19 protein-coding genes and 1 pseudogene are annotated in these 24,272 nt (G+C 39.5%); 12 read left to right on the plus strand and 8 right to left on the minus strand.

Annotation, left to right across the window (positions count from 1 at the left end):
* The first annotated feature begins 388 nt into the window (after positions 1-388).
* The 3 genes from FTU29_RS02110 to FTU29_RS02120 all read left to right on the plus strand — a co-directional run bounded on the left by FTU29_RS02110 (position 389) and on the right by FTU29_RS02120 (position 4,720).
* Positions 389-2,017, plus strand: a complete 1,629-nt coding sequence (locus FTU29_RS02110; RefSeq protein WP_180120053.1) for a long-chain-fatty-acid--CoA ligase — start codon at positions 389-391, stop codon at positions 2,015-2,017.
* 241 nt (positions 2,018-2,258) lie between these two features.
* The gene (locus FTU29_RS02115) at positions 2,259-3,146 is read left to right on the plus strand and encodes a DMT family transporter (protein ID WP_111885468.1); all 888 of its coding nucleotides are present in this window, start codon (positions 2,259-2,261) and stop codon (positions 3,144-3,146) included.
* 275 nt (positions 3,147-3,421) lie between these two features.
* A complete protein-coding gene (locus FTU29_RS02120; RefSeq protein WP_180120055.1) occupies positions 3,422-4,720 on the plus strand; it encodes an MgtC/SapB family protein in 1,299 nt (432 codons plus the stop codon).
* 23 nt (positions 4,721-4,743) lie between these two features.
* Here FTU29_RS02120 and yddG read toward each other — a convergent pair whose 3' ends face one another.
* The gene (gene yddG / locus FTU29_RS02125) at positions 4,744-5,667 is read right to left on the minus strand and encodes an aromatic amino acid DMT transporter YddG (protein ID WP_180120065.1); all 924 of its coding nucleotides are present in this window, start codon (positions 5,665-5,667) and stop codon (positions 4,744-4,746) included.
* Between the two features lie 265 nt (positions 5,668-5,932).
* On the opposite strand from yddG, the gene FTU29_RS02130 reads away from it, so the two are divergent.
* The 3 genes and pseudogenes from FTU29_RS02130 to FTU29_RS02140 all read left to right on the plus strand — a co-directional run.
* On the plus strand, positions 5,933-6,328 hold the full coding sequence (locus tag FTU29_RS02130; protein ID WP_180120067.1) for a hypothetical protein: 396 nt from the start codon (positions 5,933-5,935) through the stop codon (positions 6,326-6,328).
* A gap of 304 nt (positions 6,329-6,632) precedes the next feature.
* On the plus strand, positions 6,633-7,085 hold the full coding sequence (locus FTU29_RS02135) for a GNAT family N-acetyltransferase (protein ID WP_180120364.1): 453 nt from the start codon (positions 6,633-6,635) through the stop codon (positions 7,083-7,085).
* 28 nt (positions 7,086-7,113) lie between these two features.
* Positions 7,114-7,956, plus strand: a pseudogene (locus tag FTU29_RS02140) (Rieske 2Fe-2S domain-containing protein); the annotation flags it as partial.
* A gap of 87 nt (positions 7,957-8,043) precedes the next feature.
* On the opposite strand, the gene FTU29_RS02145 reads toward FTU29_RS02140, so the two are convergent.
* Complete coding sequence (locus FTU29_RS02145; protein ID WP_078190743.1) at positions 8,044-8,484, minus strand: DUF2147 domain-containing protein; 441 nt, start codon at positions 8,482-8,484, stop codon at positions 8,044-8,046.
* A gap of 526 nt (positions 8,485-9,010) precedes the next feature.
* Here FTU29_RS02145 and FTU29_RS02150 point away from each other — a divergent pair.
* The gene (locus FTU29_RS02150) at positions 9,011-9,847 is read left to right on the plus strand and encodes an SDR family oxidoreductase (RefSeq protein WP_078193339.1); all 837 of its coding nucleotides are present in this window, start codon (positions 9,011-9,013) and stop codon (positions 9,845-9,847) included.
* A gap of 307 nt (positions 9,848-10,154) precedes the next feature.
* A complete protein-coding gene (hcaR, locus tag FTU29_RS02155) occupies positions 10,155-11,048 on the plus strand; it encodes a DNA-binding transcriptional regulator HcaR (protein WP_180120068.1) in 894 nt (297 codons plus the stop codon).
* 377 nt (positions 11,049-11,425) lie between these two features.
* Here the strand turns inward: hcaR and benE are convergent, their stop codons facing one another.
* The 6 genes from benE to catA form a co-directional block, all read right to left on the minus strand.
* A complete protein-coding gene (gene benE / locus FTU29_RS02160) occupies positions 11,426-12,649 on the minus strand; it encodes a benzoate/H(+) symporter BenE (RefSeq protein WP_180120070.1) in 1,224 nt (407 codons plus the stop codon).
* 62 nt (positions 12,650-12,711) lie between these two features.
* The gene (gene benD / locus FTU29_RS02165) at positions 12,712-13,497 is read right to left on the minus strand and encodes a benzoate diol dehydrogenase BenD (protein ID WP_180120072.1); all 786 of its coding nucleotides are present in this window, start codon (positions 13,495-13,497) and stop codon (positions 12,712-12,714) included.
* A gap of 14 nt (positions 13,498-13,511) precedes the next feature.
* A complete protein-coding gene (gene benC / locus FTU29_RS02170) occupies positions 13,512-14,528 on the minus strand; it encodes a benzoate 1,2-dioxygenase electron transfer component BenC (protein WP_180120074.1) in 1,017 nt (338 codons plus the stop codon).
* Between the two features lie 94 nt (positions 14,529-14,622).
* Entirely contained in the window at positions 14,623-15,132 is a 510-nt protein-coding gene (gene benB, locus FTU29_RS02175; RefSeq protein WP_078190730.1) for a benzoate 1,2-dioxygenase small subunit, read from the minus strand.
* Positions 15,129-16,526 carry a benzoate 1,2-dioxygenase large subunit gene (gene benA, locus FTU29_RS02180; RefSeq protein WP_180120076.1) on the minus strand — a complete coding sequence of 466 codons (1,398 nt, stop codon included), beginning with the start codon at positions 16,524-16,526 and terminating at the stop codon, positions 15,129-15,131. Before benA ends, benB begins: the two co-directional genes overlap by 4 nt.
* Before the next feature lie 85 nt (positions 16,527-16,611).
* Positions 16,612-17,532 (minus strand): catechol 1,2-dioxygenase, encoded by a 921-nt coding sequence (gene catA, locus FTU29_RS02185; RefSeq protein WP_078193335.1) that lies wholly within the window; start codon positions 17,530-17,532, stop codon positions 16,612-16,614.
* A gap of 281 nt (positions 17,533-17,813) precedes the next feature.
* Here catA and FTU29_RS02190 point away from each other — a divergent pair, with 281 nt between their 5' ends.
* The 4 genes from FTU29_RS02190 (at position 17,814) to FTU29_RS02205 (ending at position 24,232) form a co-directional block, all read left to right on the plus strand.
* Positions 17,814-18,728: a LysR family transcriptional regulator gene (locus FTU29_RS02190; protein WP_180120078.1), complete on the plus strand. Its 915-nt coding sequence runs from the start codon at positions 17,814-17,816 to the stop codon at positions 18,726-18,728.
* 191 nt (positions 18,729-18,919) lie between these two features.
* Positions 18,920-20,293 carry an MFS transporter gene (locus FTU29_RS02195; RefSeq protein ID WP_180120080.1) on the plus strand — a complete coding sequence of 458 codons (1,374 nt, stop codon included), beginning with the start codon at positions 18,920-18,922 and terminating at the stop codon, positions 20,291-20,293.
* A gap of 177 nt (positions 20,294-20,470) precedes the next feature.
* Positions 20,471-21,733, plus strand: coding sequence for a DcaP family trimeric outer membrane transporter (locus FTU29_RS02200; RefSeq protein ID WP_257226889.1), 1,263 nt, complete (start codon positions 20,471-20,473; stop codon positions 21,731-21,733).
* Between the two features lie 369 nt (positions 21,734-22,102).
* Entirely contained in the window at positions 22,103-24,232 is a 2,130-nt protein-coding gene (locus tag FTU29_RS02205) for a TonB-dependent receptor domain-containing protein (protein WP_180120083.1), read from the plus strand.
* Positions 24,233-24,272 lie beyond the last annotated feature (40 nt).

A 24,272-nucleotide genomic window follows, 5' to 3' on the forward strand; every position in this document is an offset into this window, starting at 1 on the left:
CAACGGCTAATACTATGAATGAACCCAGTGTATCTAGACTGGGTTTTTTTATGCTAATTGACTCAGTCAATTATTTGATAACTGAAAACGACATTTTTTAAAGCAGCAGTGTTATAACTAAATAAGACTATATTTTGAATAGGGCTAAAGCTTTAATTTTTGCATTTTATACCACTAAAGCATTCATATTTTGAGCAATAAAACAGTGGATTCTAAAATCAATTAAGGTTAAAACATAAGAATCAGTTTTGGATATGCGTTTCATATCTACTGCTTTCAACCTTGCCGATGAAGAATAATCACTTTTGACATGGTGCAAAGTTTTAAAAAATCTGCAGGACAGTGCGGAAAAACAACAACTCAATATGGATGAATGTGGGAGCAAAGAATGCTTGGTAATATGATGTTTAAACCGCTTTTGATTAGTAGCATGATTGAACATGCGGGTCGCTATCATGCGGATAGTTTAGTCATTTCAAAAAATACAGACTCGACGATTACGAAAACCACTTGGGGTGAAGTCCATAAAAATTCAAAACGATTTGCTAATGTTCTTGCATCTCTCGGTTTAAATTTAGGGGATCGTGTTGCGACGATCGCTTGGAATAACCACCGTCACTTAGAGTCTTGGTACGCTATTTCAGGTAGTGGTTATGTCTGTCACACCATTAATCCACGTTTATTTCCAGAACAATTAATTTTTATCATCAATGATGCCGCAGACCGCGTGATGTTATTTGATAAAACCTTTTTGCCTTTAATCAAAGCAGTAAAACCTTTATTAAAATCTGTTGAACATTTTATTTGTTTAGATGCACCAGATGCAGCAATTATCGAAGCGGTACCAGAAGTTAAATTTTATGATGAACTCATCGCGGCGCAATCTGCAGACTATACATGGCCAGAATTAGATGAATTATCGGCTAGTTCGTTATGTTATACCTCAGGTACCACAGGCAATCCGAAAGGCGTGTTGTATAGTCATCGTTCAACAGTCTTACACAGTTATGCGATTTGTATGCCGGATTCATTAAATATCTCAGCGCGAGATATTATGATGCCCGTTGTGCCGATGTTCCATGTCAACGCATGGGGTACGCCATATGCTGCGGCAATGGTGGGATGTACTTTAGTGCTGCCAGGCCCAGGTTTAGATGGAGCAAGCCTGACGCAAATGATTGATGACTATAAAGTATCCGTTGCATTGGGTGTTCCAACGATTTGGCAGGGTTTGATTAATGCTGCGCAACAAGCGGGTAGTCAGCTTGAAAGTTTAGTGCGTAATGTGGTTGGTGGATCTGCTTGTCCTCCTGCGATGTTAAAAGTGTTTAAAGAACAATTTAACTGTGAAACGATTCATGCTTGGGGAATGACCGAAACCAGTCCATTAGGTTCTTCAAACCAATTTAAAGCCAAACATTTGTTATTATCTGAAGAAGAACAATTACAAGTACGATTGTCACAAGGTCGTCCACCATTTGGGGTCGATTTACGTATTACCGATGAAGAAAACGGTACACACGAAGTTGCACGTGATGGCGAAACGACGGGTAATTTACAGATCCAAGGGCATTGGATTATTGGCAATTACTTTGGCAAAACAGAATCTGCATTAACCTCAGATTGTTGGTTTGATACCGGGGATATTGCAACCCTGAACGAAGATGGTTTCTTAAAAATTAGTGACCGTTCAAAAGATTTGATCAAATCGGGCGGTGAATGGATTTCTTCCGTTGAGTTAGAAAATTTAGCTATGGGACATCCTAAAATTGCAATGGCGGCAGTGATTGCAGCAACCCATCCAAAATGGGATGAGCGTCCTGTATTGATTGCAATTAAAAAGCCAGATGTCGATTTATCTGATACAGAAATTTTGGATTATTATGCAGATAAAGTTGCTAAATGGCAGGTGCCAGATAAAGTGATTTTTGTGGATGCTATTCCTTTGAGCGGAACAGGTAAAATGCTGAAAAAAGATCTACGTGAGCAATTTGGTGCTGTACTACTTGAAAGCTAACTTACTGTAAGTTACCAACTAAATATTGGTAAAGAGCAAAACGCAAAGGTAACATGCCTTTGCGTATTTTTATAAAAACTTAAATTTTGATAAATACCATATTCTTAATATGAGGTTTTTAAATAAAATTTTTTCAATGAATCCATAACCAAGTTCAATGAATAATCTAGCCGTGTTAGGTCGCATTCAATTCAATAAAAGCGTAAATTGATGAGGCATCCACCGTTAAACCACCTTTCTTATGTTTCCAGTTTGGATCTTATTCACTTTAATGGCTGCTTTTATGCAGTCATGGCGCAATGCATTTCAAAAACAACTCAGTACCACTGTTGATGTGTATGGTGTCACCCTTGCACGGTTTATTTTTGGGCTCCCATTTGCCTGCATTTATTTATATGTGCTGTACCAACAACAGCCTGTGACTCAGGTGACCACATTTACAACTATGTTTTGGGTCTATGTGGTGATTGCAGGACTAAGTCAAATTTTAGCGACGATTTTAATGGTCTTGCTTTTTAAACAAAAGAATTATGCCATTGGTGTTGGTTTAGCGAAAAGTGAAGCGATATTTGCGGCCATTGTTGGGGTGATTTTCTTAAGTGAACATTTAAGTTTATTTGGTTGGATTGGTGTTTTGGTTGGTGGTGTTGCCGTTTTTCTTTTAAGCAAAGGTTCTCAACGACAAAAATTATCTCTGCCAACGTTATGCATCGGTGTAGGGAGTGGATTAAGTTTTGCTATTACCTCTTTATTGGTTCGTGAAGCCAGTTTAGAGCTAAGTGATTTACCGACTTTGCATCGTGCGGCGTGGGTATTGTTGAGTGTAATTGGCTTTCAATGTGTGATTATGCTGCTCTACCTCAGTCTATTTAGCCGCAAAACGCTCATTGCCATGTGGGATAGAGTCGGTCTGACCTTTCGCGTTAGTGTCTGTAGCTTTCTAGCATCCTTGGGCTGGTTTACTGCTATGAGTATGCAAACGGTTGCGATTGTCAAAACCCTAGGTCAAATCGAAATCTTATTTAGCCTCTTAATCTCTGCATATTTCTTTAAGGAAAAACTCGCAAGAACTGATCATTGGGGCTTAGCCTTAGTGGTGATTGCGGCCATTATGGTGATTTGGGCTTAATGTGTGCTTTAAACAGACATGAAGGTAAAAAAAGTCCGAATTTAAGTCAGATTTTCGAATATTTTTTTAATTAAAAGATGAGAAATATTTGATGTCCACTAGGATATTTATCATTGAATTGTTTATGATTTAAAGTATGACTAAACTTTGAACATGATTGAAAATGCTCAAGTTGTTCAATTTATATGTTTTTTTCAAATTTTAGCGTTAAATTTTTATATTATTTTTTATTTATATTGCCAAAATAAACAATGTATTGATGGGAGGGCTTAAATTTGGAAATACTCATACAAACATTATCCTTCCCAGCGTTGTTAACTATTTTAGCTTCGGCTTTAGGCTGTGGATTGCTCATTGGTTTGGAGCGTCAACGTAACAACAATTTGGACAGTGAACAGAGCTTTGCCGGTTTACGCTCATTTACCATTTGTGCGCTGTTTGGAGCATTGTGTTTTTTAATCCATTTAGCTGTTGGTGTAATCGGTGCAATTGTCGTCAGTATGTTTAGCTATTATGGATTAAGTCAACAAAAACAAGATATTGGAACAACGACTGAACTTGCTTTTGTCATGACTTATTTGATCGGCGCCGCTTGTGTTTTTAATATTCCACTTGCTGCGTGTTTGGCTGTGGTGTTGACCCTCATATTATTTGGAAAAAAAGGCTTACATCATTTTGCAGCGCATTGGATCAAAGACTATGAGTTAAGAGATGGGGTCTTTTTACTGGCATTGATCCTAATTGCCTTACCTTTAACGCCGAATCAAGCCTATTGGGGTTCAGTATTAAATCCCTATGTGATTTTAAAATTACTGATATTGATCTTGGTGGTGCAGTCATTAGCGCACATCGCTAAGCGGCTATTATCCTCTGATAAAGCGATTATCTTATCGGCCTTGGCATCAGGTTTTGTGTCGAGCACAGCAACAATCGCAAGCTTAGGCATGGAAGTGCGAGCAGGAAAAGCCAGTGCCAAAAGTAATGCAGGGGCAGGACTTTTTTCATGTGTTGCGACATTGGTTCAACTCTTGATCATCGTCCTTGGGGTGAGTTTTGCATGGTTTAAAATATTAGTTATACCAAGTATCGTCGGCATCTTGATATTGGTCCTTGCTGCGCTATATCTGATTTATGGCTTATCTCAAGTTCAGCATAATAAAGAGTCAGAACCTGAAATGCTTCGTGTAGAAGCGAATGAACCAGCAAAGTTAGAAAAGACTGATAGTCGAATGTTTAGCTTAAAACAGGCGGCAATCATAGCCATCACGCTTACTTTGATTCAAACACTTGTCTATGGATTAAATCTCGCTTTAGGTGATAAAGGTTTAATTTTAGGGACATTATTAGCATCACTATTTGAAGTCCATGCCGCTATGGCAACCGTGGTGATGCAAGGTAATATCGACAATTTCACACTGGTTTATGCTGTGGTGATTGGATTATCAGCCCATGCAATTTCAAAATGTGTGAATGCATTTCTCACAGGTGGATGGAAATATTTTCTATATTTTGCACCAACACAGTTACTTCACATGCTGTGCCTAATCGCGGTTTTGCTATTCAGTTTAAGATAAATGAGCCAAGTGACTGCTTCTTATTATTCATGGCGCAATTGCATTAATCTGGCTTTAATTTGTGGCCAACTGGTTGAAATCCAACATACCAGCGAACCTAATGTCACCAAAATGGCACCATGCCAAAAACTTAAACTCAGTGGTGTCTGTAATATAAACATTGAAATAACCGAAGAAAAAATCGGACTAAAATACGATAAGGTCACCAATATCGTAATATTGCCTTTTATAATACCAACATTCCACGCTGCATAGCCCAATGCGGTCACGATGGACACGATTAACATATACTTACCGGTATGTAAGTCTACGGCAGGCATTCGCGGGATACCGTGAAATATCAACATTTTTAGCCATAGCACAATGGTGATCACGACGAAAAAGAATGAAATAGGGTTATGTCCATGACTGTATTTACGGGTAATCACACAGTAGAGTGACCATAAACTCGCGCCCATAAAAGCAAGAAAATAGCTTAATGGATTGGACTGAATGTTCGTAAAGACTGTAGACCAGTTAAAACTTCCATTACCCGTTTGGATCAAAATAATGCCGCCCAAACTAATGGCTAAACCAATGATTACGAAAAAGTTAAATTTTAATTCTTTAAATAATATTAACGCGGCAATTGTCAGACTCGGCCATAAATAGTTGACTAAACTGATTTCAATCGCTTGTTGAGCTGTTTGAGCCAAAGCAATGGCATACGAAAAACACAACTCATAAATCACAAATAAAAGGGTGGCATATATCAAAAATTGGCGCGGAACCAGTTTAAGGTTTGGAATTTTAAATAAGAGCAATAGAATAATTGCGCTCAAGGTATACATAAAGAGCACAGCAAGATCAGGGCCAATACTGAAACTAATTTTCTTAAGTAAACCAACAATAGAAGACCATTGTAAGATTGCACTGAATCCAATCAGCGTTGCAAGATTTTTGGACATGATTGCTCGAAGATTTCGCAAATAGCGAATGAATTTTTAATTTTTATTATAGTCTTTATTCAGTCGTTTAGTATAAGCGTGAAATTATCAAACTCTATTTAATTAAAAAGATTTAGAGCTCGTCGTACGTCAAGAGCAGCATGGCGATGAACTAGGTTTAGGTTCTGGTTTATTAACACAAGATTTAAAACTTGGACAATGTATTCATGCCTATATTCGTGCGAATCCAAATTTTGACTTAGCAGAGGGCGTTAAGTCGGCAATTATGATTGGCAATGGCTCAGGAATGGCGGGTTTGCTTTCACATCTTAAGCAACGTGTCGCAACAGAGCACTATCAAAACAGGTTTATTTATGGTGAACGTCAACATGCTTTTGATGCAATTTTTGCTGATGAACTGCATGAATTACAAAGCCAAGGTAAAATTGCAGAAATCGATCGGGTATTTTCTCGTGATGGATTTGCTGAAAAGTATGTGCAAGATGTCCTAGTTGTAAAAAAAGCTGAATTGATTGATTGGCTAGAGCAAGGGGCTTGTCTCTATATCTGCGGCAGTTTGAATATGGCCAAAGCGGTAGATGCCACTTTGCAAGAGATACTGGGCATTGAACAACTGCATACACTGCGTAAAGCAGGTCGTTACCGCCGTGATGTGTATTAAAAATAATGGCTATTCAATAAATAAATTAAAAAATCCTCCAAACGTGGGGGATTTTTATGTTTTCTGAATTCATTCAGCATTTATGCCTCACATATATTTTAAAATTGTGCTGAAAAATATTTGAATGACAATTGCATATTGGATGTACAACATCTACTTTAAATTTAGCTGAAGTAACTTTTAAACGTATTGAAAAATAACAGCTAAAAGCGATAATTCATTAAATGACTCTTTTAAGAAAGTTTATTTTCTTTGACGGAGGAAGTTTAAGGATTACTTTTATAAAGAGAACAACATGCTAAAAATGATCATACGCCCAGCCTGTGTAGAGGATGTTGATGGAATCGCGGCAGTCATTGAACCATTTGTCGATGATGTTATTTGCAGTGAAGAAGGTCGTGAGCGCTTTAAGCCCCACATGCTCAAACATATTTTTGAGCGTGATTTAATCCATTATTTTGTTGCTGAAATAAATCAAGAAATCGTTGGCAATGTAGCTTATGTGCATCCTGCACATCTCATGCATTTTTTCTTGAAACCTGAATATCATGGCCAAGGTTTTGGACGTCAAATGTGGGAGTTTATAGAAAGCGTAATAATGCAGTATGAGCCTGAGCATATTACGGTAAATTCGAGTTTCTATGCTTTAGAAATTTATAAAAAATTTGGCTTTGAGATTGTAGGTGAATTAACTCAGCAATGGGGAATTCACTACATACCTATGAGAAAGCAGATAACTAAACCTATAAAACATTGAAAAATATTAAATCTTATTTAAAAATCATTATCGTGGGGTGCCATTAACTAAAGGCTGGGTCAAGGGTGAAGACATTATTTGTCCATATCATGGTTTACATTATAACGGCGCAGGAAAGTGTGTAAAAATTCCCGCACAGCCAGAGCTGACTCAAATTTCAGAGCGTTTTTCATTAACTAAATTTCCAGTTGTATTGAAATATGGATTAGTGTGGACCAGTTTATTTAACCGAGACGAATCTACGGCCAATTTTCCAGATTTAGACACGTGGGATACCGAGCAGCACCAATCGATATTGCCACCTTATGTAGATATTGGTGGTTCAAGTGGGCGTCAGCTCGAAGGCTTTATTGATGTTGCACATTTCGCATGGGTGCATCATGAGAGCTTTGCAGACCGTGAAAATCCTAAAGTACAAAAATATTCCACAGTACGTACGGACTATGGACTACATACAGAATATCTCAGTGATGTGAGTAATTATCCGCATGGCTTACAACATTTAGCGCCAGAAGATTTTTTATGGAAAAGAACATTTGATGTCTATCCGCCATTTTCAGCAATTTTAACCATCGATTTTCCTGAAAATGGGGTGTTGAAAATCTTAAATGCCTGTTGTCCTGTATCGCATAATAAAACCCGTTTATTTGTGCCTTTAACTCGTAATTTTGATACCACAGGAGATTTACAAGCGGTCTATGATTTTAATGCACAAATTTTTGCTGAAGATCAGGACATGGTGGAAAGTCAAAAACCTGAGGAATTGCCACTGGATATCAGTATGGAGGCGCATTTCGAAGCAGATCGCTCATCCACAATGTATCGTCGAATATTAGCTGAGTGGGGGCTAAGCAAACGTTATACCGTATAATTTTTATAATCGCATAATTTTATATTTGAAGTATTCATGCAAAAAAGCGACTCAATCGAGTCGCTTTTTGAATTTGTAGGCTAAGGATTAGTTTACACGTATCCATGTTTGGCTGCGTCCAAGCGCAGATACACCAATATAGCCACGACCATTTAAGGTCTTACCGTCATTCGACATTTTGGCATTGAAGCTATAGGTTTTACCATTTTTCGGGTCAGTAATTTTACCGCCATCATAGGTATTTTTACCGGTATTTTTCAAACCATTCACGATTTGTACACCGAGTAATGGTTTATTGTGGAATTTACCAACACATTTTTGGCAGTTTTCTGCTTCACCCGGGGTGAGTACATCCACGATTTTTGCAGATAAAACGCCATTTGAGGTTTCGTTAAATTGAACTACGGATAAAGGTTTTTTGGTTTGATCATCGATGGTTTTCCATTTAGTACCATGCAATGGATCAGCAGCCAAAGCTAAGCTAGACACCAGTGACAAACCGATTAGGCTAAGAGTTGTTTTTATCATTTTAGAACCTCTATTAAACATAGTAAGAGATGTGCATCCCTGATCTTCCAAAAGGTGGATACACAAGACTTGGAAAATTACAAAGCATCAGCCTTGCTGTCTTCAAGGGCTATATTCACAAAAAAATAAGTATATATTGTGGATTTTATATACTGATTTTGAATATCTAGAATCTGGATCGTGTAGAAAAATAGAATAAATGTTGAGCTTTGTTTATAACATTTGGCATTTGTATCACTTTTATAAATTTCAAACGCAGTTTGATTTAAAAGAATTGGAGCTACAATCCGTAAAAAAAGCATGAGCTAAAAAGCTCATTAAAGCTTTTAATTTTTGCTCTAATCATGGCGAATTACATTCATTTGATTTGAAGAAATAACGCTAAATAGCTATGTATAGCATTCATATTTTAGAATTAAATAAAATCATTTCATTCATAGATTAGAACTCGTTAAGCTTGTAGCTATGAATAATACGAAAATGCGGCTTGATCACTGAACTGGATTAAGTATGTATAGGAATAAAGATGAAAAATTTTAACAACAAAGTCGCTGCCATTACTGGAGCAGGTTCAGGTATTGGGCAGCAATTAGCCATTCAACTGGCTCAATCAGGTGCGCATCTAGCATTAAGTGATCGCAACCTCGACGGCCTTGCACAAACGGCTGAAATGATTAAGCACACCGGTGTGAAAATAACTCAGACCCAGTTAGATGTATCTGATCGTGCCGCTGTCGAGCAATGGGCGGCTGCAACCCAAGCTGAATTTGGTCAGGTCAATTTGATCTTTAATAATGCGGGTGTCGCGCTAGCCAGTACAGTAGAAGGTATGCATTATGATGAAATTGAGTGGATTATGAATATCAATTTCTGGGGCGTGGTGTATGGGACAAAAGCATTTTTACCGTACTTAAGACAAAGTGGCGATGGACATATTGTGAATATTTCCAGCTTATTTGGTTTGACAGCTCAACCGACTCAAAGTGCCTATAATGCAACGAAGTTTGCAGTCCGTGGTTTTACAGAATCTTTACGTCAAGAATTAGACTTGGAAAATGTCGGAGTGAGCGCTACCTGCGTGCATCCGGGTGGAATTCGAACCAATATTGCAAATAGCGCACGTATGAGTGACAGTATTCGCGCGTTGGGTATGAACCCAGATAGAGCCACGAAAGCCTTTAATAAAGTGCTGAAAACACCGCCTGAAGTTGCAGCAAAAGTGATTTTAGATGCAGTGAAACAGAATAAACGTCGTGTTTTAATCGGCAATGACGCCAAAATCATTGATTTAATTCAGCGGATTGCACCTACACGTTATGCCCAAGCCATAGATCTGCTCAGTGGTAAGAAAAAGCGTAAATAATTCAAAGATAAGTAAAAAAGGGATGATGCAACATGATCCCTTTTTTTTGTTTTTGTCAAAATATATATTTGAAAATGTATTTCTAAACTGAATTTTGCGGTGCTAGAGAAGTCGCTATTTTGAAATCACAAAAATTTAGCATGAGTTCAATTGATTAAAAATTTTGAACTATTTAGAAGTAAAATATGAGAAAAAATGATATTTAAATAAAAAATGAACACTTCACCACAAAATATAAGACTATTTTAGCTTGCTAACGGAATTGTATTAAAAACGTCCTAAGGATTGGACTACACAGGTGACTTAAATGGAATTAAGACATTTAAAATATTTTGTCATGGTTGCACAAGAACTTAATTTTAGCCAAGCGGCCTTAAAACTTTATACGGCTCAGCCTTCTCTTAGCCAACAAATCAAAGACCTCGAAGAGTTTATTGGCGTACAGTTATTTATTCGCTCTAAACGTAAAGTTGAACTGACCGATGAAGGAATTGTGTTTTTAGAACATGCCAAAAACATTTTAGAAAGTGCCGATAAAGCAGTTGCAATGACGCGCCAAGTCAAAAAAGCCAAAGACCAAAAAATCACCATTGGCTTTGTACCTGTTGCAGAAATGAAAATTTTCCCTTTTATTATTCCGAAACTCACAGAGATATTTCCTGACTTAAAGGTTGAACTTTTAAGCTTAAATGACACTCAAATCATCAGTGATTTACATAATGGACGTATTGATATCGCCATTTCTAGGGCAGATATTAATAACCATGAAATTTCGAGTCAGTTAATTTTTGAAGAGCCTTTGATTTTCTTGATGAATAATCAGCATCCATTTGCAAATCAAAATAAAATATCAGTCAAATCTTTAGAAGAAATAGATTTTATTATACCTGCTGAGGAAGTGTCGTCAGTTCTGCATCATAAGATTTTAAAATTTGCAGAAGATAAAAAGATCAACTTAAAAATCATCCAACGCGCCAGTAATATTTTATTCAACATTAATTCAATCAATATCACACAGTCGTGTACGATTTTACCGAGTTATATTGCGGATATTGCTTATGAAAATATTATTGTCAAAAAGTTAGATACGGATCTTCCAACAATCAACTTATATATGAGTAAGCGCAGTACAAATACATCACCTAGTGTGCAAGCATTTATAAATTTAATTAACGATTTTTTTCATTTGAAGTTTGATTGAAGTATATCATTTAGTTAATTGATTCTGTTTAATAAATGATCTGCTTAGGGGGTAAAAACCTTTAGATTTACGCTGATGATAAAGTTTATGTTGGTTCAAATTAGATGGTTTTTTTAAACTAAGGCTAGGTGGCGATTACTTCATCCTAAAAATTGAATCTGTGTGGTGCTATGCTTATTTGCCTAAAGGGTTCACTGGATTGCTAAAGTTGTAGAGCTTTTATTGACTGCTGTGGGATTAGATGTGCAAGAAGCTTTTGAAATCGCTCATCGAGAATTGCCTGAATTAACCGAAGTCTAAACGGAAGCATTTTATTTTTGATTAAACAAAGAAGATGTAATTTTCCATCTTCTTTGTAGTAGTAATGCTTTTGGATATTATGAACTTTTAGAATCTTGAGTCGTTGTTATCGGTGCTTGTGTGGCTACTCGTTTGGTCAAAATGACATGTGCCGCAACACCGATACAAATCCCCCAAAATACAGAGCTTAGCCCTAAAAAATGCATACCTGAGGCTGTCGCTAAAAATGTGATCAGCGCTGCATCACGGTTGGCCTCATTTTTCATCGCAACCGACATATTTGTTCCAATCGCACCTAATAACGCTAGACCTGCAAGTGCAGCGACCAACTCTTTAGGTAATAGGCTAAATAACATGACAATACTGCCTGCAAATAAGCCGCCTAAAATATAAAAAATACCATTGGCAATACCGGCTATATAGCGTTTTTCTTTCAGTTCATGTGCATCTTTGCCCATACACATGGCTGCGGTGATAGACGCTAAAACAATGGTAATGCCTCCGACACATGCGACAGCGAGCGAGGCAATACTGGTCGCTGTGATAATCGGCTTGGCTGGCGTGTCATATCCACTGAGTTTCATGATCGCCATCCCCGGAAGGAATTGACCACTCAGACTGACTAAGATTAAGGGAATCGCCAAATTTAAAGTTGAGTTCCAAGTCCAAATTGGGGCAATAAACTGCGGTATAGCGAGTTGAAAATTCACATCAACAGGATTAATTTTTCCTAATGAAAAACTCAAAACGACTCCAGTCAGTAAGACCCAAATCATCGCGTAGCGTGGCGATAGTCTTTTAGAAATCAGAAAGACCAATAACATGCCAAAGACAATGATCGGCATACTATCTGTAGCAATGAACAGTCCAAGTCCAAACTGAAATAAAATACCTGCCATCATCCCCGCAGCGACATCTTGAGGAATCCATTTTAAGAGTTTGTCAAAATAACCAGTGATGCCGATCAAAAAAATAACAATAGCGGACGTGATATAAGCTGCTATGGCTTCATTCAGCGAAATATTCGGAAAGAGAGTGACTAAAAGAGCCGTACCGGGCGCTGACCACGCGGTAATCACCGGGGTTTTATATTTAATAGAGAGATAAATACCCGCCAGTGCTGCGCCAATAGAAATCCCCCAAATCCATGAAATCATCATGGCTGGGGAGACTTGGGCTTTTTGTGCGGCTTGGAAAAAAATAATCAGTGGACCTGAATAGGAGATCAGCACGGCTAAAAATCCTGCAACCGTCGCTGAGATCGACCAATCTTCTTTTAATGTTTTTAACAGGGGTGCCATCGCTTTTGCCTCCATGCGACTATGTCAATGAGCCTGTTGAATTCAACCAATGACGGTATCGTTTAACCTTGATCTCCACCACCAACAGGGACGACTGTTCCTGTCATATAAGATGAATCATCGGATGCCAAAAATAAGATGGCATTGACTTGTTCCTGAATTGTGCCATAGCGTCCCAAGAATGTACGGTCAATGGTTTGATCGACTACGTCTTGCATCCATTTTTTTTCATGATCTGACAATGGGTTGGCGTTTCTTGGTACTTTCCGTGGTGGCGCTTCTGTGCCACCTGTGGCTACGGCATTGACTCGAATACCATCTTTTGCATGCTCAAAAGCGAGTGCAGCGGTTAAGCCATTGACCCCACCTTTTGACGCTGAATATGGCACACGGTTAATACCACGGGTTGCAATAGAAGATACATTCACAATCGTCCCTTGCTGATTTTTAATCATTTCAGGTAACACGGCTCGGCAGCACCACATAGTTGGAAATAATGAACGATTAACTTCCTTAATGATTTCTTCTTCTGAAAACTCTTGGAAGGGCTTCATCCAAATCGCACCGCCAACGTTATTGATCAAGATATCAATTCGGCCATATTTTTTAATGGCTTGGGTAGCAACTAATTGAGCGCCTGAATATGTTTCAAGATTGGCTTTAACAATAATGGCATCGCCATTATGGGCTTGAATATCGTTTAGCGTATCTTCAACAAAATCTGAGAGATCTGCCAATACTACTTGAGCGCCTTCTCGAGCCACTTGTAGTGCCACTCCACGACCGATACCTTGAGCGGCACCGGTAACGATGACAACTTTATTGTTAAATCTGGCTTGTTCTGACATTAAACTATTCTCCCTTAATTCGCTGAGAATTTTTCAAACAAGAAGTTTGCAGGTTTAACGCCTTCTGTATCTAACCAGCCACGTACAGCTTCAACCATCGGTACAGGACCACAGAGATAAATATCTACATCGCCGTTGTTTAACCAATTTTTTTCAACATGACTGGTCACATAGCCTTTACGTTCATGCTGTGATTCAGGGTGAGCGACCACAGTACGGTATTCGAACCAAGGGAGTTTGCTTTGTAATTCATCGAGCTTGTCTTTTGCCACGATGTCAAAGTCATTGGTTACGCCAAATACAAGACGAACAGGTTGTTCAGAACCTTTTTCTTCAAGCACTTGTAACATGGACATAAACGGCGCAATACCTGTACCACCTGCAAGCATGACCACAGGGCGGACGACATTACGCAGATAAAAACTACCAAAAGGACCTTTGAAGGTCATTTTGTCGCCGGCTTTCGCATCGGCACTCAGGAAGGTACTCATTTTTCCTTCAGGGACATTACGAACCACGAAGCCTGTTAAACGATTGCCCGGCTTTGAACTAAACGAATACGAACGAGTTTCTTCAGTCCCCGGAATGCCGACATTGACGTATTGACCTGCCAAGAAGTTAATGTCCGGTTGATCTTCATCCAGTTGAATATCAAAGGTAATCGTAGAATCCGACATATTTTCAACACGAGACAATGTGCCTTGAAACTCATGAATTTCAGTTTTACACACGTCAGATGATGCACTAATTTGGAAAACAGCATCTGAACTTGGACGACATTGGCAAGCTAAAATATAACCTTGCTCAGCTTCTTCGGGGGTTAAAGCATCTTCGATATAAGATTCTTCAGGCATGTCGTAAGTACCCGACTCACAAAATGCACGGCATGTCCCGCATGCGCCATCACGGCAATCTAGAGGGATATTGATTTTTTGACGATAGGCTGCGTCGGAAAGGGTTTCACCTTGAGCAACACTAATAAAACGAGTAACGCCATCTTCAAATTGAAGTGCAACATTATGGTTTGACATGGCTGAATATCCTTTTGAAAATCTGGTATAACGTGTCCTTTCAGCCAAATATCCTTCTGGCTGAAAGTAAAACCTTGCTTAGTGAAATAAGCTTTTAGAGGTGATAAATATCAATAACTTGGTTGATATAATCGTTTTTCAGAACAACATATTTGCTGAGGATTTTTGGCTGCTCACCTGAAAAATCAATTTCATAACGTGACATGCCAAAGTAGCTATAGTTGGTTTTGTAGCGGAAACTTAAGGTGTTCCAGTTAAAACGCACCGTCACTTTGTCGCCATCACGTTCAATAATCTCGACGTTATTAATGTTGTGGCTGGTTCGGGTATCTGGCATCGTGGCAGATGAACGCTCGGTTTTAATGCGGAAGACACGGTCTTCTAAACCTTGACGGTCTGGATAATAAATCAAAGAAATCTCAGACTGAGGATCTTCTGTCAGGCGGTCATCATCATCCCAAGCAGGCATCCAAAATGATGCAGATGGGGCATAGCACGCTAGCCATTCATCCCACTGTTCATCATCTAAAAAACGCGCTTCGCGGTAGAGGAACTGAGATACAGCTTCAATGCTTACGCTGTCTAAATGTGCAGTTGCATTCATGCGACATCTCCTTGTTCATTTGCGACTTGTTCTGCCAATTCTTTTTCTTCAGCGATGGCATGTTTCATGGTTTTTAACCAATATTGATGCTGAGCAAGGTAAAGACCTTCATCTTCGGTTTTGATGCCACTTAATAGTGGTTTTAATCCAATTTCATTGGCTGCATCATCCGGTCCATGAATCCAGTGTTTTGAACCACGGCACATGTCGTTCCATTCCAATTCAATCCCTGCATAACCTGCTTGGCAGGCACGGAATTCTTCTAAATCGTCAGGTGTTGCCATGCCTGAAGCATTAAAGAAGTCTTCATATTGACGAATACGACGTGTACGTGCTTCTGGCTCTTCACCGACAGGGGCGATACAGTAAATGGTGACTTCAGTTTTATTGACAGAAATCGGGCGTAAAACTCGAATTTGTGAACCAAATTGATCCATCAAATAAACGTTTGGATAAAGACATAGGTTACGTGAACGTTCAATCATCCATTTCGACATCGGCGCGCCAAATTTTTCGGTATATTCATTGGCTTTGCTAAAGTTTGGACGGTCTTCTGGGTTTGCCCATTGGGTCCATAACAACATGTGACCACTGTCAAAACCATAAGAACCACCACCTTGCTTGCCCCAAGAACCCGCACTCATGGCACGAATATTATCTGCCGCTTGTGCTTCTTTACGGTGCTGAGTGGTCGCTGCATAGTTCCAATGCACGGCTGATACGTGATAGCCATCTGCGCCATTTTCAGCTGTCAGTTTCCAGTTACCTTCATAGGTATAGGTAGATGAACCACGTAAAACTTCCAAACCGTTTTCCGACTGACCTTCGATCATGTCGATAATTTTGGTGGTTTCACCTAAGAATTCTTCAAGGCTTGGCACATCAGGATTTAAGCTACCAAATAAAAAGCCTTTATAACTTTCAAAGCGCGCGACTTTTTTCAAGTCATGTGAACCATCTTGGTTAAAGCAATCTGAATAACCCGCTTCGGCAGGGTCTTTAACTTTGAGCAATTTACCTGAGTTATTAAAAGTCCAACCATGGAATGGACAGGTGTAGGTTGCTTTGTTGCCTTTTTTATAACGACATAACTGTGCGCCACGGTGTGAGCAGGCATTGATCATGGCATTCAGTTCACCATTACGGTTACGTGCAATGATAATGGGCTGGCGACCGATATGAGTCGTGTAATAATCATTGTTATTTGGAATTTGGCTTTCATGTGCCAAATATACCCAGTTACCTTCAAAAATGTATTTCATTTCAAGATCAAACAACGCTTGATCGGTAAATACTGAGCGGTGCAGTTTAAATTCACCAGTGTCAAAATTATCGACAAGAAGTTCATCAATACGATCTAGATGGCTGGTGTTAATTACAGGAATACGTGGCATGTCCATTCTCCGACTGTCCAATGAGGGGATAGTCACCGAGTTGTCAAACTTGGATGAGACAGCTCGGCTTCCTTAGATTGAGTAATTAAGCGCTAGCGCGTCGACGATCTACTTCAGTATTTGGTGCAGCAGCTTGTTCTTTAACTAACTCAACATTAAAGCTAATGTGCTTAAACGGTTGGTTTAGACCACGACGTGCAATTTCAGCTTCGTCTGTGATATCAACAGCAGTTGCCACCAGACCATCACGAGTTGCAAAGGCAAAGTCGTCCCAAAGGTATTTATCACCTTCGATGTTGAATTGAGTAGTTAGCTTGCGGTAACCCGGTGCAGAGATAAAATAATGAACATGTGATGGACGGTTACCATGACGGCCTAATTTGTCTAAAACAAATTGAGTTGTACCTTCTGGAGGGCAGCCATAACCAACGGGCATCGTAGTTTGTGCAACATATTTACCGTCTTGGTCAGAAAGAATCGTACGGCGAAGGTTAAAGTCAGATTGAGACTTATCAAAGAAAGAATAGTTACCTAGGCTGTTGGCATGCCAAATTTCAACTTTAGCGCCTTCAATGATGTTGCCTTCGGTATCTGTTACCGTACCTTCAATAAACAGAGTTGGAATTTTATCGGTTTCCGTACCATCATCCATACGAGCAAAGCCCACTGATTCAGGTGCGCCAGCCACATATAAAGGGCCTTCAATGGTACGTGGTGTACCACCTGTAATACCTGCTTTCGCATCAGCTTCATCGGCACGTAAATCTAGATAGTGCTCTAAACCTAAACCAGCGGCTAAAAGACCCAATTCGTTTGCTTGACCCGCGTCTGTAAAATACTCTAGACCTTTCCATAGTTCAGTTTGAGTAATATCTAGATCTTCAATCGCTTGGAATAAATCACCCAATAAACGTACCACAACTTGCTGTACACGTTGGTCAACAGGCCCTGTCGCTGTATCTACGTTCATTTGTTTAACCAGAACATCAATCTCTTGACGGTTCATACTATATCTCCTTAAGTATGCATTTAAGTTTGGGTGGCTATCACTCGATAAAAGAGGTCTTTGGCTGCCACGTTCCTTGTTTGGTTGTCTAACAATACTTTTTAAGTTGTTTCGTGTAGCGGTTGAAGCCTCTTTCAGGTAATGCGCTGCACGATGTTTTTGATCTGTTGGATGGGATTAAATTTGCTTAATCCTGTCTATGTGATATACCTTAAAAGAATAAAATCTTCACGTCGAAGATCAAATTTGCATTTTATTATACTTAATAGGTATCGATAACTATGGAACTAAGACACTTAAGATACTTTGTCGCGGTGGTTGAAGAGCAGAGTTTTACCAAAGCGGCAGAAAAACTATATATAGCTCAACCACCTTTGAGTCGGCAGATTCAAAATTTGGAACATGAGCTTGGAATTCGGTTATTTGAACGAGGTAGCCGTCCGCTTAAGACTACAGAAGCAGGTCAATTTTTTTATCATCATGCTTTAAAACTTTTGTCTAATGCAGAAGAAATTAAATCGATGACGAAACGAATCGGTTTGACAGAAAGAACAGTGACAATCGGTTTTGTGAGCTCTTTATTGTTTGGTTTACTCTCGAATATTTTGTATTTATTCAAACAACAACATCCACATTTAAAAATAGAAATGGAGGAAATGGCGACCACTGAACAAATCAAAGCATTAAAAGAAGGTCGTATAGATGTCGGCTTTGGGCGTTTGCGTATTTCAGACCCCGCGATCAAACGGGTTTTACTGCGTGAAGAACGCTTAGTGGTAGCCTTACATGCAAGTCATCCTTTGGCACAAAAAAAGGAAGGAGTCTATCTTGCAGATCTGATCGATCAGCAATTGATTTTTTACCCAAATCACAACAAACCAAACTTTTCGACCCAAGTGCGTGGCATATTTTCAGAGTATGGTTTGGAACCTAAAAAAGTACGTGAAGTACGTGAATTACAACTGGCCTTGGGCTTTGTTGCAGCGAATGAAGGAGTTTGTATCACCCCAATGAGTGCCCAAAGTGTGCAATTAACACATTTAACATTTGTTCCGATCTTAGATGAAGCCGCGATTAGTCCTATATTTATGGCTGTGCGTAATATGGATGAAAGCGAAGATATTCGTGGTTTATTTGATAGTGTTTATCAAGTATATGATTTAGAAGCGATTCCATATGATCGTGCTGTGTTTTAAGTAATGTGTTGATAGACGTTCAGATGAACTGCACATATGAAATGATCTATTTAAATAAAGTGGAATCAAGGAATTAATTTGTATTCAACTTTTTAGGTATACAAACATGCCTAATCGGTTTTGGACATTAAGCACCGACTTATTCATTGTGAAAAGCGAATTTTACAAGCTTCACAATTAGGAGGTGGGCTATGCAAAACCAGAAAATTAATATTAATACCTTGGTTGATGAAGCCAAATTTACGCCATTTCATTGGGGTGTTTTGATTTGGTGTCTTTTGATTATTATTTTTGACGGTTATGACTTGGTGATCTATGGCGTTGCCTTACCGCTGTTGATGCAAGAATGGTCCTTATCTGCGGTACAAGCTGGCTTACTGGCAAGTACGGCTTTATTTGGCATGATGTTTGGTGCCATGTGTTTTGGAACACTGTCCGATAAAATTGGTCGTAAAAAAACCATTATGATCTGTGTCGGTATTTTCAGTGGTTTTACCTTCTGCGGCGCTTTTGCAAGTACGCCAGTCGAGTTTGGTATTTTACGCTTTCTTGCCGGTCTAGGCATCGGTGGCGTTATGCCGAACGTTGTGGCGTTAATGACAGAATACGCGCCAAAACGTATACGTAGTACCTTGGTTGCACTGATGTTTAGTGGTTATGCTATTGGTGGTATGGCTTCAGCGTTATTGGGTGCTTGGTTGGTGCCAGTATATGGCTGGAAAATCATGTTTTATATTGCAATTATTCCATGTCTTGCACTGCCTTTAATCTGGAAATTCCTCCCTGAGTCATTGATGTATTTAACCTCAAAGCATCAAACAGATACGACTCGAACGATTGTCTCTAAAATTGCGCCTGAACAAGTCCTTACAACAGATACTCAATTTGTACTCAATGAAATTTCTGAAGAAGACAAAGCTCCGTTAAAAGCATTATTTCAACAAGGCCGTAGCTTCAGTACGTTCATGTTCTGGATTGCATTTTTCATGTGCTTATTGATGGTTTATGCACTTGGAAGCTGGTTACCAAAATTGATGATTCAAGCCGGCTATTCGCTTGGTGCAAGTATGATCTTCCTCTTTGCACTGAATATTGGTGGAATGGTAGGTGCTATTGGTGGTGGTGCTTTGGCAGACCGCTTCCATATCAAAAAAGTACTGAGCATCATGTTCATGTGTGGCGCATTGGCTTTAATCTTACTAGGCTTTAACAGTCCGCAAATGGTTCTGTATACCTTAATTGCTGTAGCAGGTGCAGCTACCATCGGTTCGCAAATCTTACTTTATACCTTTGTCGCACAATACTACCCAACCACGGTACGTTCTACAGGTATGGGCTGGGCATCGGGTATTGGACGAATTGGTGCAATCGTTGGACCGGTACTTACTGGTGCGCTGTTAACCATGAATTTACCGCATCAAATGAACTTCTTGGTGATTGCCATTCCCGGTGTCATCGCTGCATTAGCAATCTTTATGGTGAATTTACAAGCTTCAGTAGAAGCGTCTACTCAAGGTCAATCGCCAAAGCTCAATACGCAAGCCATCAAAAATACAGCGAATTAAGCATTCTTAAATAAATTTAACATTACCCCAAAATTTTAAGTTTCTAGGCCCTGATGCACAACATGAGGGCTAGTGGGAAATTGTGACAAAAAATAAGGAAAGGGCATCGCCCAAATCGAGGTCAGGATGAAAACTCAAAAGCTAAATTTAGTCAAAAAAACCTTTAAAATTAAACCGATGCTACTGGCTTGTGCAGCCGTGTTACCCATGTGGACACATGCGGCAGTCAGCGAGGCTGAAGTTGAACAGTTGCGTGAAGAACTCAAAGCGTTAAAAGCCATGATGCAGCAATATGTTCAACAGCAAAATACCTTGTCGAGTGAAATCAAAGACGTAAAACAAGGGCCTGTAGTTGCTGTGCAGAATCAAAAACCGACTCAAACACCGAGCCTGAGTTTAAATACCAAATCGGGCGCTGAGTTTAGCTTGTATGGCAATGTGCGAGCAGATGCATCTTATCAGGCAGAAGGCGGCAGTTTATCTCGCCTGTATAACCAAATGAATAGTGTTCCGCTAGAAGGGAATGCTGAAAGTTCAGATCGTTTAAAAGCAACACTTGCTGCCACACGTTTAGGACTAGACTTTAAAACACCGACTCAAGTGGGCGATGTAGGCGGTAAAATTGAAGTCGACTTTTTGGGTGCAAATGATGGACTGCGGATTCGTCATGCCTATTTGACCTATGGTGATTGGCTGGTGGGGCAAACATGGTCTAACTTTGCTGTACCTGATTATATGCCTGAAACCATTGATGCATTGGGCTATGTCGGTGGTGCTGTTAAACGTACACCGCAAGTTCGCTATAGTTACAAATTTAGTCCAGAAACAAATCTTGTACTCGCTGCAGAAGATTCTAAGGATGACAGCTCAAATATGCGTTTGCCTGCATTAACAGCGCGTTTAAACCATAAAATGAAAGATACGCTGATGTTAAGCGCACGTGCGATGGGTGCTGAAAAGAAAACGGATACGGACACAGAAACTGCATGGGGGCTTGGTCTGGGCGCAAAACTAGATTTGACGGATAAAACAGTGTTCAAAGCGGATTATTACCATGTCAAAGGCGACAGCAGTTTTGTGTCATGGACCAACCAAGGTTTTGTGACCAATGCGGATAAAGACATCATCGCCACCAATGAATTTGACTCGATTACAGTAGGTTTAACTCAACAAATTTCAGCACAATGGCGCGGAACATTGGGCTATGGTTATATGAAAGCAGATAACAATGCAGATTATGTCAACTCATTAGTTGATAAAACCAAGGCCAATAAAAACTTGTGGCAAGCATGGGCAAATGTATTTTACAGCCCTGTTAAGCCGATTAGTTTAGGTCTGGAATATGTCTATGGTGAACGTGAAGCTTTTGGCGCTGCACCAAATGGCAGTACTAAAGGTGAAGATAATCGAATCAATGCAGTCGCGATGTACAACTTCTAATGCTGTTACAGAGAATTGTTTAATTTAAATTGCCTTAGAAATTTCAATATCAATTTAACGAGAGCGTGATTGGAAGTATGTTCAGGTTTTGACATCTGACTTTCCGACAATCTTTCAATGCCTACTCTTAATCAATACACGCCCTTGATCTTTATCAATTGAGGGCTTTTATCTTATTTAGAAAATTTTATTTTTTGACTAAAAAATATAATTATCTGTTTTATTTCATTTAACAAATCATTTGAATATAAAAATACGAAGAAGAATATCGATAAAAATCATGAATTTTGAAATATTTTGATACATACATGATGATAAAACACACTACAATCCTTGCCGTCAAATTCGTTTCACTTAGAAGACGCAATCATGGATGTCCCTCAATTTTCCAAATATAACAACACGTCACTTAAGCTTTTAAGCCTGATGATGCTTACTGCAATGGCACAATATAGTGTTGCAGATAGCAATGTATTACCTGAAATCACCATTAACGTTGAACAAAGTTCAATGGATGATCAAATAAAAAAAGCACTGACTAAAGTAAATGGTGCAACCAATGCGATCGTTGCAGCAGACATTCAAGATGTACCCAAGCGAACAAATGCTGATTTATTTAAAAATCAACGGGGGATATACGCGGCATCTTCAGGAAATGAAGGGGTGAAACTGTCGATACGTGGCTCGGGGATCAATCGTGCACCGGGGGCGCATGCTTCAGGGTTGTATGTGACCTTAGATGATTTGCCATTTACAGGGCCAGGAGGAACACCTTATGAACTGCTTGAGCCGCTGTGGGTAGACCATATAGAGGTTTTACGAGGGGCTAATGGTTTAACACGTGGCGCATTAAGCTTGGGTGGTCTAATTAACTATGCAAGCCCAACAGGAAAAAATGCAGCAAAACTGTCAGTGCATCATGAAATGGGCAGCCACGGTTATCAAAAAAGTGAAATCAATTCAGGACAACAAATTGGTGACTTAGATTATTATCTTTCCTTAACGCAAAGTGATGATGACGGTTTTCAAGATCATGCTTCAAGCCAGAGTAAAGGTATATCGGCCAATGTGGGATATCAAATAAATCCTAACCTTGATACACGTTTTTATCTGCGTTTCCGAGAAACTAAACACCAAACACCGGGACGTCTAACCCAACAACAGATTGAACAAGATCCAAAACAAGCAGTAGCCCAAAATATCTCGCTGAATAATAATCGTCCGCAGCCGGGAAGTCTTTGGTTGGCGAATAAAACCAATATGACTTTGGACTCGGGCGATCGTTTACAGTTGGGTCTGGCTTATCATCATTATCCGATGGATTTGCAAGAAGGGTTGTATAGTACAGATGTTGACTATGACGATATCAGCACCTTATTTAACTACCGATTTGACCGGATGCTATGGGAGCATGAAAGCCAAAATACTTTAGGTTTCCGTAGTACCACGCATTTGCCAGATGGTCAGGTCGTTGAACGCTTGCGTGTTGCGCAAGGCACGTATGCTGCGGGTACAGAAACGCGGCATTACACCTACCAAGGTGGTGACTATGTTTTACATTATGCCAACGCCTTGGCACTACACCCACAGTTTTGGCTCGATAGTCGTGTTGCATTGGCGTACACCCATCGTGAAAGTGAAGTGACATGGCCTGTGCAAAGTCATAAAGAAAATATTCGTGAATGGAATGTCCTGCCATCGCTAGGCGTTCGATATCAAATCCAACCTGAAACACAGCTCTTTGCCAATGTCAGTCGAAGCTTAGAAGCACCACATCCATGGGCTTTAATTTGGGGTTCGGATCAATACTTCCCTGATGGTAGTGGCGCAGCGACGGGACGCCAAAGTGCTCCGATTCATTTGAATAGTCAGACAGCGAATACTCTTGAACTAGGTGGGCGTGGTCAACATGCACTGGGTGAGTGGAATATTGCATATTACTATTCACAGGTTAAAAATGAACTGTTGGCTGTTGAAATCCAATTAGAACCTAAAAAGATTATTGCCGAATCGAATGCTTCGGACACCGTCCATCAGGGGCTTGAACTCGGTTTAAACAGTTCACTTTGGCAAAATGATACATATGGACAAGTTCAACTGAAACAAGCCTATACCTTGAATGATTTTCACTATAAAAATGATGCGGTATTTGGAAAAAATGAACTTGCAGGTATACCGAAACACATCTATCAGGCTGAACTTAAATACGAACATCCTTTAGGCTTTTATACTGCGGTGAATACACTTTATGCCGCAAAGGTCGCAACCGACTATGCCAATAGTTTCTACGCAAAAGATTGGCAAATTTGGGGAGCATCGTTCGGCTATATACAACCACAAAAACAATATATGGCGTGGTTGGATTTTAGAAATATAGCCAATAAAAAATATGCATCTACCGTGACACCGGGCTATAACGATGCTGGCAAAGATCCTGCTCGTTTAACACCGGGTGAAGGTCGGGCCGTATATGCAGGACTGACGTATCATTTTAATTAAGCCTCTTATATTTAAATACAGCGAACAATTAAAAAGCCTT

This window comes from Acinetobacter sp. YH12086 (genome assembly GCF_013419345.1).
Taxonomy (GTDB): domain Bacteria; phylum Pseudomonadota; class Gammaproteobacteria; order Pseudomonadales; family Moraxellaceae; genus Acinetobacter; species Acinetobacter amyesii.

Coding starts and splice junctions, on each gene's coding strand:
- FTU29_RS02110 (WP_180120053.1), top strand. CDS start 389: ATGCTTGGTAATATGATGTTTAAACCGCTTTTGATTAGTAGCATGATT.
- FTU29_RS02115 (WP_111885468.1), top strand. CDS start 2,259: ATGTTTCCAGTTTGGATCTTATTCACTTTAATGGCTGCTTTTATGCAG.
- yddG (WP_180120065.1), bottom strand. CDS start 5,667: ATGTCCAAAAATCTTGCAACGCTGATTGGATTCAGTGCAATCTTACAA.
- FTU29_RS02130 (WP_180120067.1), top strand. CDS start 5,933: ATGATTGGCAATGGCTCAGGAATGGCGGGTTTGCTTTCACATCTTAAG.
- FTU29_RS02135 (WP_180120364.1), top strand. CDS start 6,633: ATGATCATACGCCCAGCCTGTGTAGAGGATGTTGATGGAATCGCGGCA.
- FTU29_RS02145 (WP_078190743.1), bottom strand. CDS start 8,484: ATGATAAAAACAACTCTTAGCCTAATCGGTTTGTCACTGGTGTCTAGC.
- FTU29_RS02150 (WP_078193339.1), top strand. CDS start 9,011: ATGAAAAATTTTAACAACAAAGTCGCTGCCATTACTGGAGCAGGTTCA.
- hcaR (WP_180120068.1), top strand. CDS start 10,155: ATGGAATTAAGACATTTAAAATATTTTGTCATGGTTGCACAAGAACTT.
- benE (WP_180120070.1), bottom strand. CDS start 12,649: ATGGCACCCCTGTTAAAAACATTAAAAGAAGATTGGTCGATCTCAGCG.
- benD (WP_180120072.1), bottom strand. CDS start 13,497: ATGTCAGAACAAGCCAGATTTAACAATAAAGTTGTCATCGTTACCGGT.
- benC (WP_180120074.1), bottom strand. CDS start 14,528: ATGTCAAACCATAATGTTGCACTTCAATTTGAAGATGGCGTTACTCGT.
- benB (WP_078190730.1), bottom strand. CDS start 15,132: ATGAATGCAACTGCACATTTAGACAGCGTAAGCATTGAAGCTGTATCT.
- benA (WP_180120076.1), bottom strand. CDS start 16,526: ATGCCACGTATTCCTGTAATTAACACCAGCCATCTAGATCGTATTGAT.
- catA (WP_078193335.1), bottom strand. CDS start 17,532: ATGAACCGTCAAGAGATTGATGTTCTGGTTAAACAAATGAACGTAGAT.
- FTU29_RS02190 (WP_180120078.1), top strand. CDS start 17,814: ATGGAACTAAGACACTTAAGATACTTTGTCGCGGTGGTTGAAGAGCAG.
- FTU29_RS02195 (WP_180120080.1), top strand. CDS start 18,920: ATGCAAAACCAGAAAATTAATATTAATACCTTGGTTGATGAAGCCAAA.
- FTU29_RS02200 (WP_257226889.1), top strand. CDS start 20,471: ATGCTACTGGCTTGTGCAGCCGTGTTACCCATGTGGACACATGCGGCA.
- FTU29_RS02205 (WP_180120083.1), top strand. CDS start 22,103: ATGGATGTCCCTCAATTTTCCAAATATAACAACACGTCACTTAAGCTT.